The organism is Candidatus Zixiibacteriota bacterium (assembly GCA_017999435.1).
In the GTDB taxonomy this organism is placed as follows: domain Bacteria; phylum Zixibacteria; class MSB-5A5; order GN15; family FEB-12; genus JAGNLV01.
Window position 1 is genome coordinate 1 of record JAGNLV010000005.1, and the last position, 13692, is coordinate 13692.

Below are 13692 nucleotides of genomic sequence, written 5' to 3' on the forward strand. Positions count from 1 at the left end.
TAAGTCTTACTTAACGTTCAAAGGTGCCACAGATACAAAACAGAAGCATAATTCATACACAACTGTTTCCCTAGACCGATCATAAACTACATCAACACACAAAATTGTCAAGAACTTTCTTCAACAAAATACACAAATCACTAAATACGGTGAGATGTAGTAATAAAACCTCGCAATCACCTAAGCGAGCTCTCGCCCCGGCGCCTACCCCAGAGCCGAACTAGTATCGCGGCCCCGACCGTCAAATTGGACCGAGCAAAACCGGCGTACCCAACCGCTAGCGACAGCCGACCGGGCTCGGGTATCTATACGCCTGGTATTCTGGCGAACCTGGCGCCACCGAACTGACCGGACGGACAAAGGCGGGGTGAAGGCCTCAGAGCGGAAGCATGGGGCGCCCTCCTCGCGAGGCAGATTGTGACGATAGTCACAATCTGCCCGGTAACGACCCTCTGCGAGGCAGGGTCGATCATAGTGTTGCCCATCCATGAAATCACCGCCTGACGTCGGCCCCACTATTGGCGCCCGCCCCCTAAAAGCGAGGGGGACCGACGCCTGCTGTTGCCTCATTTCGCCCGTCCGGGTCGGCCCCGCCGAGCCGGACCGTTTCGCCTCTTGGGGTCGCCGTGATACGGTTAAGACATCCTCGCTGCCGGAGTCGCCCGCCGAAGGGCGACCCTAACCTGAGCGACCTCCCGGTACCGGCATCGGGCAGCCCGGCACCACCCCTTTGATGATCCTCTCATGATGGCCGGGAGTTGCCCCCTCACGGAGATGCCTCGGGGAATGACTGTGGATAAAATTTATCTGACCGGCTCGCGACACTTCGATCCGCGGCCTCTTAAGGTCCCGACTGTGTCATAGATGACACGCCGGCTGAGGGTCAGAAAGAGCCCCGTCATTGGTTGCTCAAGAGCCAATGACGGGGCCGCAAATGGCCGATAGAAGATCCGGACACCCGGTCACCGGGCCCGGTATTTCTGGTAGAGCTCGGTGTGTTTCGAACTCAAATCCACCGCCCGGCCGTCGATGAACTCCATCCGAACGCGAGCCCGAAGCGGGTCCAGAAGGTCGCCGTCGGACACCACCAGCGTGGCGCGCTTCCCGACCTCCAGGGAGCCGAGCTCGCCCTCGATCCCCAGAATCTCAGCCGAGGTCAGCGTGAGGGACCGGAGAGCCGCCTCCCACGGCAGTCCGAAGCCGACCGCCTGGCCGGCCTGGAAGGGGAGATTCCGGACCCCGGTCGCCCCGCCCCCGGCCGAAAAACAGAACTCCACCCCGGCCTGGTGAAGGAGGGCGGGGATTTTGTAGTTGAGGTCGTAGTCGTCGTCCTCCCGCATCGGGAGGCGCTGCGTCGGTCCGAATATAACCGGGATGCCGTTGTCCCGGAGCAGGGGGGCCATCTTCCAGGCCTCCCGTCCGCCCACGAGGATCATCCGGAAACCGTACTCCCGGCAGAGGGCCACCGCCTGATCGATCTGCCGGTAGTCATCGGCATGCACAAAGAGCGGCATCGTGCGGTCGAACAGGGGGAGGAAGCCTTCCCAGCGGGAATCGACGGGGATGGCATAATCGGCCGTTTTGGCGAGATAGTAGGCGCGGGCCTGGTCGAATACCCCGCGGAGCTGCGCCTGCTCCTCCTGTCGGGCTTTTTTCTGCTCCTCGACCGACTCTTCCATCCACCACTCCGAAGTGGTCGACGCCCGCGGCCAGCTCAGGTGGAGCCCAACGACCGGCCGCACCAGCGCGTCCTCGACTGTCCAGCCGTCCAGATTGACCAAACTGGACCGTCCCATCACGAGTTGGCCGCCGGGCACGATCAAGGCCGTGGTGATGCCGTTGGCGCGAACGGTCGGGATGATCTCGGAGTCCGGGTTATACGCCGCGTAGGCTTTCAGTTCGCCTTTGGCCAGGCCCCGCTCCTGCGTATCCTCGGTGGCGCGGACCGCGCCGATTTCGGACAGACCGAGAGTCGAGTGCGGGGCGATCAGGCCGGGGTAGACGTGCAGCCCGGTGACGTCGATGACCTGGGCGCCCTCCGGCGCTTCGAGGTTCCGCCCGATGGCCGTGATGCGCCCGGATTCGAACAACAGGTCCGCCCCGTCCATGACGCCGTTCGCCACCGTGAAGAGCTTGCCGTTCCGGAGCAGAATCGGGCGATCCTGCGGCGGGCCGGGGAGATAGTCGTGGGCGGCTCCGCTGACAGCAAAGGCGACGAGCATGGCGGCCGCAACACCCGTCGTCCGCAGCCGCTCCCGGAGAGGTCTACCGGTGTGCTTCACGGGCGCCTCCTTCTGTCGAAGATAACCCGCCGTCGGGCGGCGGACCCGGCCGTCCGCGCGGCGGCCGCTTGGGCGACCCGCCTCCGGAAGCCCGCAGTACTTTCTGAATCAACCGCTGCTTCTCTGTCTGAAGCTGCTCCCGGAGCAGGCTGTCGGTGGCCAGGTCGAAGAACTTCCGACCGTCCACCCACGTCTGCTCCGCCCGGGCATATATGGAGAGGGGGTTGTCGCTCCAGATGACAAAGTCGGCGTCCTTGCCCACCCGCAGGCTTCCGGTCAAGTCATCCACACCGAGGAGCCGGGCCGGATTGATCGTGACCATTTTGAGCGCCTCTTCCGGCTTCATCCCGCCGTACATGACCGATTTGGCCGCCTCCTGGTTCAGGTGGCGGGCCAGCTCCGGGCTGTCGGAGTTGATCGCCACCACCACGCCCTTTTCGCTCATGAGGGCGGGGGAGTGGGGGATTCCGTCATAGGTCTCGAACTTGTATGCCCACCAGTCGGGGATGCTGCCCACGCCGACGCCGGCGTCGGCCAGCTCGCGGGCGATCTTGTAGCCCTCGAGACCATGGGCGAAAGACTGGAGTTCGAGGTCAAACTCCTGGGCGAGGCGGATCATCATGAGCATCTCCGGCGCCACGTATCCGTGACAGTGGATCGCCATCCGCCGGTGGAGAACGTCGGCGAGGGGCTCAAGCTGCAAGTCGCGGCGCGGGGGAATGGTTCGCTCCTGCTCGCTCTTGCCGAGGCGGCGGAAGCGGTCCCAGCGCTGCTCGTAGGCCTGGGCGGCCAGAAACGCATCGCGTATGATCGCGTCCACGCCCAGCCTTGTCTGCGGATAGCGGATGGTGAAGCGCTCCCCCCAGCCGCTCTGTTTGACGTTTTCGCCGAGGGCGAACTTAATTGCCTTCGGCGCGGCCGCGAACACCAGGCTGTCCGCCGGGAGCCCCCAGCGCAGCTTGATGGTGGCCGCCTGTCCGCCGATCGGGTTGGCCGATCCGTGGAGCAGGCGCGAGGCCGTCACGCCGCCGGCCAGTTCGCGGTAGATGTTCAGGTCGTCCGGATCGAGGATGTCGGCGATCCTCACCTCGGAGGTCACGGCATGGGTTCCCTCGTTGACGTCGCCGTCAATTGCGATGTGCGAGTGTTCGTCGATAATCCCCGGCGAGACGTGTTTCCCGGCGGCATCGATCACCGCCGCCCCCGAGGGCGACTCGAGGTTGCGGCCGAGCGCGGCGATCTTGCCGCCCCGCACCAGCATGTCGGCGCCCTCAAGTACGCCGGCCTCATCCGACGTCCAGATGGTCGCGTTGCGCACGAGCACGTCCTGCGGGACCGGCACCGATTCCAGACCGTAGGCCCGGTTGGGGTAGGTCAGGCGGGACACAAACGGCTCCGGTTCGGGCGCGGGGGACGGCGCCCCGGCGGTGTCTTTTTCCGCTGCTAGCGGGGCGGTGCGGACCGCCTGCCATTCGCTGCGCCGGCCGTCCGGGAAGGCCACGAATCCCCGAAGCGAGTCTCCGAACAGCCGCCCAGAGAACCGGCAGACTCCGGGCTTCCCCCAGAGGCTGTCGGCCCGGAACGTAATGCGGTCGCGGGCGGCTTCAATCTCGCCCAGCTCCACGGAATCGGAGCCGGCCACCAGTCGGCCCGCGAGTTTCGATGGTGCACCTTCCAGGGCGAGTGTCGCGCTGTCCGCCGCAGTTCGCAGTTGCCACTGACCCCGGTATTCCCCCGGATGCAGCGGCTCGAACTCGTATTTCTGGCCGGCCGCCCAGACGGCCAGGATGCGCGTCGTGTCGGCGAACAGGTCGCCGCTGCACACAACGAGGTTGGCCAGCTTCCCCGGTTCGAGGGTACCGACATACCGGTCTACTCCGCAGAGCCGCGCAGGGACCGTCGTAAGCGCTCTCAGGGCCGTTTCCGGGGGCAGACCGTACCGCACGGCCGTGCGGACGCGGGAGAGGTATTCGGAGGGGTCGTCCAAGCCGGCCGCGGTGAAAGCAAACGGGATCTTTTCCTGGGCCAGGCGCGCGGCGTTGCCGGGGGCGCGCTCCCAGTGCCGGAGATCCTCCAGGGTGACCTCGAGTTCGTCCTCCAGAGAGCCCACTTCCGGCGCTTCCGGGTAGTTGACCGGAATGATCAGCTCCACCAGCTCACCGCGGATTTCCTCAGCCCGCTCGTATTCGCACCCGCTGCCGACACAAATGAAGGTCCGCCCGAACTCCCGGGCAAGCCGTGCGGCCCGGATGATTTCTTTGTCATCGGCCGCCACGAAAATCATGGTGTCAGCCTGCCGTCCCAGAGCCTCGATGGCCGCGTTGAATTCGGGCATTTCCTGACCGGGGTTGCGTTCCCAGGCCGCCCGCGCGGCCCGATACCAGTCTACGTCGAGCAATGTTTGCCGAATCAGGGCGATAGCCCCCATTTGCGAAGAGGGGTAATCCTGCGCCGATGAGCCCTTGTAGAACGACAGCGCCGGATAGGAGCGGGCCCGCAGCACCTGATTGTTGGGCAGCCCCTGCCGCAGGAGAACCACAGCCGGGCGTCCCCGGAAGATTCCCTCCTGTCGGGTCGTTTGCGTCACCGTGATGCCCGCCCCGAGGTACTTCTGGGCCGCCGTCGAGTCGGGTCGGAAGGAATCGACCCAATCGATCTCGGCGCGGATCGCCTCGTTCCAGGCGCTGCCGCCGATCCGGTCAGCCTCATACTTGGGACCGCCCCAGGCGATTCGGCCGCCCTGGCCGTGTCCCTCTTCCTCGGCGAGCAGGCCGTAGTCGGAGTGGGGATCGATGAATCCGGGGTAGACCACGCGGCCGCCGAGGTCAACCACCAGCGCTCCCTCGGGTACGCGCGCCGACCGGCTGACCTCGCGGATGACACCGTGCTCGAACACGATCACCGCCGAATCGATCGTCCGGTCGGGGGAGATGACGACGCGGGCGTTGACCAGGGCTGTGAGATCCGGCGTATGATCGCGAATGCCCAGCTCCGGGGTGGTGCCGGAGGCGGCGAGCACGCTGCCGGCACACAGCGCGAGAATTATGACCGAGTGATTTGACTTCATGATGATGCTCCCAGTTGCCTCGACCTGCAGTACGGCGAACCGCCTGCGCCAGAGTTAGGATGTCGCGGCAATATGTCGGGAAACACGGCCGATGGCAAGCGGCAAACGGTTCCGACGGCCCGCGTGCGAAAACGCCGCCGGCGGCGGCCGGCGGCGCGAAGTCTGTTGCAGTGGAGGACCGGCGATCCCGGCCCCCGCGCCTCTATGGGCAGTCGGCCGGCGGGGGGCCGCCCTGGAAGAGGTAGGCGGTCAGCGCCGTCAGGTCGGACACTCCGATGGTTCCGGAGGAATCCCCGTTGATGTTGGCCTCCTCAAGACAGCCCGGCGTCGGCCCGCCCTGGAAAAGGAACGAGATCAGGAATGTCACATCGGCAATGGAGATGTTGTCGGCCGCGTCGCCGTTCACGTTGCCTCGCCGGGGGGCCACGCAGCACCCGGCGTCGCACGCGTCGCCGATGCCGTTGCTGTCGGCATCGGCCTGCGACGGATTATAGGTGTACGGGCAGTTGTCCGTCGGGCAGGTGTTGGCCGGGTACCCGGGGTTGCCGTAACCGTCGCCGTCCGTATCCGTGCACGGATCGCAGGCGTTGCCGAGGCCGTCGGCGTCAATGTCGGCCTGGTCGGGATTGCCCACCGTCGGGCAGTTGTCGCAGGCGTTACCAAGGCCGTCGCTGTCGTCGTCGGCCTGCCCGGCGTTGGCGCGCGCCGGGCAGTTGTCGCAGCTGTCCGGCACGCCGTCGGAGTCGCCGTCCTGGGCATCGTCAAACCCGGGGCACAGGTCGCACCCGTCGGCGACGCCGTCGCCGTCCGTATCGACGTTGTCGTTAAAGCCGGGACAGACATCGCAGCCGTCGGGCACCCCGTCGGCATCGGCATCGAGGCTGTCGTCGAATCCGGGGCAGACGTCGCAGAGGTCGCCCGCGCCGTCGCCGTCGGCATCCGCCTGGTCCGGGTTGGCGACCAGCGGGCAGTTGTCCGTGGGGCACTCGTTTTCGGGGTGGCCGGGATCGCCGAACCCGTCGCTGTCAGTGTCCACGCATATCCATTCGTCGATCGCCAGCCGCAGGACGAACATGTCGTACCCGCCGCCGTGGGTCCCCTGGATGGCGTTGACGGTCGGAAACGTCGTGCTGCTGGTATACCCGCCGATGTAGGCATTCTGCCCGGTGTCGACCGCCACCGCGTAGCCGAAATCCAGCGCCCCGGAGCCGAGGAAAGTCGAGTACACGAGGGTGTCGCCGGGCTGGCCGAAACAGGTCGCGAAAGCATCGGCGCCGGCCGCGAACGTGCTGTCAACGGCCGCGCGCGTGGGAAAATTCGGGGAGAAGGTGTTGCCCGTGACATAGGCGAACCCCAGGTAGTCGACGTCAATCCCCGCCCCGAGATCGTTCCCGCTCCCGCCGAGGTAGGTGCTGTAGGCGAGGCTGTTCCCGGACGGGCCGAGCTTGGACGCGAAAGCGTCCAGATAGGCGTTGTGCGTCGCGTCGAAGGGCGCGACGACGGGGAAATCCGTCGAGAGGGTGTAGCCGGTGACAAAGGCATTGTCCGCCGAGTCGAGGGCGATGGCCAGGCCGGCGTCATCCGCCGCTCCGCCCAAAAACGTGCTGTACACCAGCCCGCTGCCGGCGGCATTGAAACGCGTCACAAACACATCGCCGGCCGAGGATCCGCCGGCGTTCGTGGCGTCGTAGGCCGAGAGAACCGGGAAATCTGTCGACAGCGTGTAGCCGGTCACGAATGCTTCGCCCGTACCGTTCACTGCTGTCGCCAGCGCCGCGTCGTTGGCGCTGCCGCCCAGAAACGTGCTGTACACCCGGGGGCCCGTCGGCGAGAACTTGCCCAGAAACGCCTCCTGCGTGCCGCCGAACACGTTGTCAAAGGGCGACCCGGAGAGGGGGAAATCGGATGACTCGGTTCGCCCCACGACATACAGATTGCCGGAGTTGTCCACAGCAACGCCGTTGGCCACGTCCGAGGCGGTTCCCCCGAGGTACGACGCCATCAGAAGGGCGTCGCCGCTTGCCGACAGCCGCAGCAGCGCGGCGTCGTCGCCGCCCGCGAGCGCCCCCTGGGAGGCGCTCACGACCGGGAAATCGCTCGAGGACGTCTGTCCGACCGCGCAGGCCTCGCCGGCGCCGTTGACCGCGACACCGTAGGCCCGGTCATCCCCCGTGGCCCCGCCGATGAAAGTGCTGTAAATCAGCGAGTCCCCCAGCGGCGAAATCTTCGTCACGACCATGTCGTAACCGAATGTCCCCCCGCCGTTGTAGCTGCCGTCGTACGCGGCCTTGACGGGGAAATCAACCGACGAGGTGTACCCGGCCGCGTAGGCATTGCCGTCGGCGTCGATCGCGAGACTCCGGCAGTAATCGTTCGATGCGCCCCCGAGCATCGTGGAATACTCGACCACCGGGTCAATGACAAGGGGGAGGTCCGGGTTGTAACCGGCCGGCAGCCGGAACCCAAAGGTGTTGTCTCCGAGAATTACAAATTGGGCCGGCACGGCCAGCCGCGACGATCCGGAGAGCTGGTAGACGACCGGCGCGTACTCTTCGATCCGGCCCCCGTCGGTTTCGATTACCAGACGGCCGTCGGCGGCGATCACCGTCCGTTCCGCGCCCTGCACCGCGATACGGATGCGGGACGGATCGGCATGCGGGTCGATGTGGAAATCATACTCCAGAGCGTTTCCTGCGGCGCGGTACACCAGATCGATGCCGTCGTACAAGTCTTCAAATGCAACCGCCCCGAATTGCGGCACGTGGGTGCGCCAGTCTGCGGGATCCGCGCCCACGAGGTAGTGGCGCAGGCCCGGCATTGGCTCGCGCCCGACCACGGCCGGCGCCGGATTCGCCCCGGCGAAAGAGACCCTCACCAATCGGTAGGTGAAACGCGCGGCTTCGCCGGCCGGGTAATACCCGTAGCGGGAGAGATCGTCCGGAGGCGGCGTTCCCTCCGCGGGTTCGATGAATTCATAGAATACTTCGTTTCCGGCAACCCAGACAATGGCATCGCCGTTCTCGGCCCGAAACGTCACCGGCGCGGCGTACTGGCCCACGTTGGGGACGAACGCCAGGGAAGCGGCCGCGAGTGTGATTCCGATCGGCAGGTCGGCGGAACGATCGGGCAGCGGCGCGGACGCGTACAGTCCACCGGTTGCGGCGGCCGCGAGCGCAACCACATATCCCGATAAGACTGTCAGTGTGAATTTGGCCCTCCGGGCCAAAAACCGGCAGTTTGTCACTTGTTACTCCGGATGTCGATCTGCAACGAAACTACAAAGAAAGAGATGTCAATGCACTTACACTTCCAATAAACGCCGCGACCCTCCGCTTGTCAAGTCCAAATCCGGAATCGGCCGCAGGCCCAACACATATGCCTAGATTCGACAGACTCCGCGCCGGGGTTTATCGTTGCCGGCCCGCTTTTTTCCGAGGCGTCCCTGTATACGCAGTAATACGGAATGGACGCCGCGCTCCCGAAGGTCTATTGCGCACGATGCCGGCCGTTTTCGCAAATCGGCGGGGGTCCGCCCCGAAACAAAAATCCGATAAAATAGGTCAGGTCGCCTACCGTCGGAAGTCCCCCGGAACCGTCGATGTCCGCGGCTGCCATGTCCGCCGGCGGCGGGCCGCCGCGGAAAAGGAAATTGACGAAATAGGTAAGGTCCGCCACGTTCGGCGTCCCGCCGTTCCCGGTGAGGTCCCCGCACACGTACTGGGGGGGGAGCGTCACGTGCACCGTCGCCGGCACCGACCACGGGCTCTCGTCGGGATCGTTGCTGGTCACCAGCAGGATCAGGCCGTAGCTGCCGGAGCCAAGATTCGCCGTCGTGATTGTCAGGGCGAGCGTGTCGGCCCCGCCCGGGTCGACCGACCCGGCCGTCCGCTCCAGCGCCAGCCACTGGGAGGGATTGGTGAAGAGAATGGCCAGCGAGTCTTTCAGATAGGGCGTCAGGTAGGCCACCTCCAGCCCGTCGGCGCCCGCGGGGTTCTCAATCCCCACCGCGCAGCTGGCAACGTCGAAACCCGGCGCGATCGACAGGTACTGGTAGACGATCGACCCGTCCGGATACAGGATCACTTCAGCGTTCACCACATCCCCGGCGCCGGCCAGGTACTCCGGATACGCGGAGAACTGGATGACGCAGCGGGCCGGCGTCGCGTCGACATACACGGCCGCCCCCGGGTTGGCCCCGTCGGTGGGATTCAGATCATCCCATAGCCAGGCCAGCAGGGCGTTCGGCGCGGTAGTGTCGGGGAGGTGCCTCTTGAACCGGCTGTTCAGACTTATCGGTGCGAACCCGATGATTCCGTTCGATCCCACAAAGAGCGTCGAGTACGTGCTGTCGTAGAAGGGGAAATCGAAGCCGATCGCATACGGCCCGCTGAACGAATCATCGGTCAGCGTGCCGATGATGTTGATCCCGGTGGTGCTTGCCTCAATCCAGGCAAAGGTCGGCCCGGCCGGCTCATCGGAGTCGACCCAGAAATACCCGTAGGCGTCCGGGCCTCCGGCATCACGCGTCACCGGCGCTCCGATCCGGGGATCCTCGCCGCCCTTGGGCTCGGCGTAGTCGTCGAACCCATCCGGATAGGACCGCAGCGCCGGCTCCAGGCCATCTTCTGCTGCCAGGCGCGCGAACGGCAACGTGGCCGTCGCGGGGACCCGGCTGAGCGAGTAGTCCAGCCCGCCCAGCCCCTCATTTTCGATAATCAGGTGCGCGGCCGCCGAATCCCCCTGCTCGAGCGTCACCTCAATGGCGGCCGGGGCCACGGCGATGTCCGGGGCGTAATCGATGCGGATATCGTCAATGTACCAGTGGTCGCAGTTGGCGCAGGAACCGAACGAGCGCAGCCGCAGCTGGAACCCGCTGTGCAGGGCCGCCGGGACCAGGGGGATCACCCGCTGTGCGAAGTAGTTCATGGCGCCCCCGCCCCCCGCCAGTTGATCGAGCTGCACCCACTGCCCGACCGATGTCTTGTACTCCAGCCACAAATCCTCGCCCGCTTCCGGCGGGTCGCTCGCCGCCCGCTGGTAATAGAAGGAGAGATTCGCCTCGCCGACCGCGCTCAGGTTGAGCACCTGGCTGACAACCGTGTCGATCCCGCCGTCGAGGTCAAGCGCGTACGGCGGGGTCGGGGGATCCACCGCCGACGCGGTGACCGTGGCCCCCGAATTCTGCGGCCACCGGAAGGCGATGAGGGTATCCTCGGGGAAGCTCTCGTACCACGGGAATCCGCCGGGCGGTCCGCTCGAGACCGTTTCAAGGGCGGCGGTGTCGGCTACCGACGTGTTGCTCAGCGAGACCACGCGCACCCGGGCGGCGCTCGCGTCGTTGGCGGCCGCGTCGGCCGGGATGGGCACTTTCGCGGCAAACCGGCTCGAGTCTCCGCTGGGGACGAAATCGGTCACGGTAATAATCCCCTGGCCGAGCGAATCGTAGGCCGCGACCGGCCACCCGCCGAGATCCTCGGCGAACAGGTGGTAGCGGTCCGTGTTGAGCCCCCGGTTGTGCACCGTCACCAAGTACATTACCGTGTCGCCGGCGAACCCGTACTGCCGGGACTGCGGCGGTGTCACGCGAACGGCGTAGGCCGGCGGCGGCCCGACATACACGTCGTCGACAAACCAGTCGTCGAACACGCCGATTGTGCCCGTGCAGCGCAGGCGCAGACGGAAGCGCCGGTGGAAGGCGTCCGCGGGTAGCGAAAACTCCACCTCCTCGAACGTCGTCATGTCGGGATCGGCGCCGAGGTGCTGGCGGATCAGGCGCCACGTGCCGGTCGAATCGAAATACTCGACCACGAGATCGTCGCCGGCTTCCGGCGAATCTCCGCCCCCGGTCCGCTGGTAAGCGTACCCAACCATGGCGGCCGTCTGCCCCCGCAGATCGATCGCCATCGAGAGTACCGTATCCGCGCCGTACCGGTTGCCGTCGAGGTTGAGGCTGTAGGGCGGCGAGGGTTCCGCGAGCCCGGCCTCGCTGATCTCGGCTTCGACCACCCCCGCCCACCTGGAGGAATCGAACGCGGCGGCGGCGAATTCCTCGCTGAACGGAACGGCGAGGGCCGGTCCGTCCGACACCGTCACCGCGGCGCCGGCAGCGGTCACCGCCGGATTCGCCGTCGAGAGGACGGCCATTACCGCCGTGTCCGCCGCCAGATAAGTGCTGGCGGGGATGAGCACGCGGACCTTGACTTTCACCGAATCTTCCGCCCCCACCGCCCCGGTCGCGCTGATCGGGCCGGCCATGGTGCTGTCGAAAATCTGGGTCACCCACTTCGCCTGTCCGATCCCCAGGGTGTAGTCGTCCGCGCGCAGCCCCGTGTTGACCACCCAGAGGTCAAACCACATCGTGTCGGACACCAGCCCCGTCTGCGTCTGCCAGTCGGGGCGCACACTCACCGCGTAGTCGATCACCCGGAACGTGAAGATGTCGGTGGTGTCCGCTTTTCCCTCCACGTCCGCCGCGGTCAGATAGTAGCGGATCGTCGTGCCGGGCGGCTGGGCGGGAATGGCGCCGCTGTACTGGACTCCGCCGGCCGGGGAAAGGATCGCGCTTGTCCACACGCTCGCAATCTCGTAGTGCAGGCGCAGCGAATCCGGCGCCAGAGTCGTGTCCGACGTAATCTGGGCGGCGACCGCGTAATCGTTCACGGTATCCCGGGTGTCCGCGAGCGGTTGGTGGACGATCGTCACGCCGGTCGGGATGGCCTGCACCAGCACCGCCGCGGTGCGAAGGTTGAGCCGTCCGCCCGTGACCGTCACGCCGGTGAGCGACCCGATCGAGTCGACGCCGTCCAAGATAGCCTGGCGGATAAGCAGGGCTACCGAGTCGGGGCGCCGCCGCGCCAGGTCGATGACCACGGGGGAGGCTGCGCTGTACATGAACCCGACTGCCCCCGCGACATGGGGGGAGGCCATCGACGTCCCCGTCTTGTTCCCGTACCCGCCTCCGAGCAGCGTGGAGTAGACCGAGGTCCCGGGTGCGCCCAGGTCGATCGAGGCGGCGCCCCAGCCGGCCCCGCTGTTGCGCACGTCGCTGGAGGTTGTGTTGGTCACCGCAATCAGGTAGTCGCTGGGGCAGGCGGTGGGGACGTCGCCGTTTGCGTCGATGTCCATGCCGATGTTGGCGGTGGCCGCCGCGCTCAACACGCCGTAGGCCCCGAGCGAGTCAAACATGGCGCACCAGACAGGGAAATTGACCGGGTCGCCGTAGTCCACGCCGAACGAGGAATTGGTCGCCACCACGAACGCTCCGAGCGCGCCCTCCGATTCGTTGTACTGCGCCCGCATCTCCAGGGCGTAGGCGTACGCGGCCACCACCGTCGCCTCGGAAGTCGAGGACCCGGCGATCGGCATCACCTTCACCTGCCAGTTGACCCCGCTCACCCCCGCGCCGTTGTTGCCGATGGCCGCGGCGATCCCCGCCACGTGCGTTCCGTGGTCGCTCGCCGGCAGCGTCCCGTCGTTCGAGTACGCATCCCAGCCGTCGTAGTCGTCGATATACCCGTTGCCGTCGTCGTCAATCCCGTTCGCGGGCGTTTCATGGGTGTTCTTGAAAAAGGAGATGTCGGGGTGGTTCAGGTCGTACCCGCGGTCGACAATGGCGATCACAATCTGATCCCCGTCGGCCGTCGTCCCGGAGGTCGTCAGATCCCAGGCCTCGGGAGCGTCAATATCGGCATCCGCAACCCCTCCCGTCTGGCCGGTGTTGTGCAGCGCCCACTGCTGGCCGAACGAGGAGTCGTCGGGGAAGGTCGAGCGGAGGGCCACTTCATGATTGAACTGGCCGAGCTCGACCGCGGGATGCCGCCGCACCCGGGCGAGCACCTCCTCATGCGCAGCCGTGTCCTTGTGCCCGTCGGCGCGGTATTCGTAGAGCCAGATGTTCAGGCGGCGCGAGAGCAGTTGCCGGGGCCGCAGGTCGAGGGCGGCGAAATCCGAAGCCAGTTGGCCGGCGGCTTTGGCCGAGGACAACTGCAGAATCATCTCTCCCGGCACAAAGACCGGTTCCCGGGTTTCTGCCTCCGCCGTCCGAGCGGCGGAGGCCAGGATGAGAATGACCAGGATGAGGGTCGCCGAGAGGGGGAAGTGCCGGCCTGTGTGCGCGCGCATGGAATACCTCAGAGTCGGGTGTGACGATTTGCCCGTCCGGCCACATCGGCAACGCGGTCGTTGGCGGTCGTTCGGCGGATGCGGTCCGACGTACTTCTCCGGGTCGGTACTACACTACAATCTACGTGCTTGCCGGTCGATGTCAACACCTTTGACCGGCGGCGCGGGCGGCAATAATGGATTGCCGCCGCCGACGGCGGCCGGTCGCCCGGGGGGGAGGTC

General features: G+C 66.1%; 4 protein-coding genes. All 4 read right to left on the reverse strand.

Features of this window, described 5'->3' with window-relative positions:
* Positions 1 to 962: 962 nt before the first annotated feature.
* Entirely contained in the window at positions 963 to 2222 is a 1260-nt protein-coding gene (locus KA261_12675; GenBank protein ID MBP7698656.1) for an amidohydrolase family protein, read from the reverse strand.
* A gap of 43 nt (positions 2223 to 2265) precedes the next feature.
* Entirely contained in the window at positions 2266 to 5349 is a 3084-nt protein-coding gene (locus KA261_12680; GenBank protein ID MBP7698657.1) for an amidohydrolase family protein, read from the reverse strand.
* 202 nt (positions 5350 to 5551) lie between these two features.
* On the reverse strand, positions 5552 to 8530 hold the full coding sequence (locus KA261_12685) for an SBBP repeat-containing protein (protein ID MBP7698658.1): 2979 nt from the start codon (positions 8528 to 8530) through the stop codon (positions 5552 to 5554).
* A gap of 305 nt (positions 8531 to 8835) precedes the next feature.
* A complete protein-coding gene (locus KA261_12690; GenBank protein ID MBP7698659.1) occupies positions 8836 to 13470 on the reverse strand; it encodes a S8 family serine peptidase in 4635 nt (1544 codons plus the stop codon).
* Between the last annotated feature and the right edge of the window lie 222 nt (positions 13471 to 13692).

Excerpts from the sequence above, each read along its gene's own strand:
- KA261_12675 (MBP7698656.1), bottom strand. The coding sequence starts at position 2,222 with ATGCTCGTCGCCTTTGCTGTCAGCGGAGCCGCCCACGACTATCTCCCC.
- KA261_12680 (MBP7698657.1), bottom strand. The coding sequence starts at position 5,349 with ATGAAGTCAAATCACTCGGTCATAATTCTCGCGCTGTGTGCCGGCAGC.
- KA261_12690 (MBP7698659.1), bottom strand. The coding sequence starts at position 13,470 with ATGCGCGCGCACACAGGCCGGCACTTCCCCCTCTCGGCGACCCTCATC.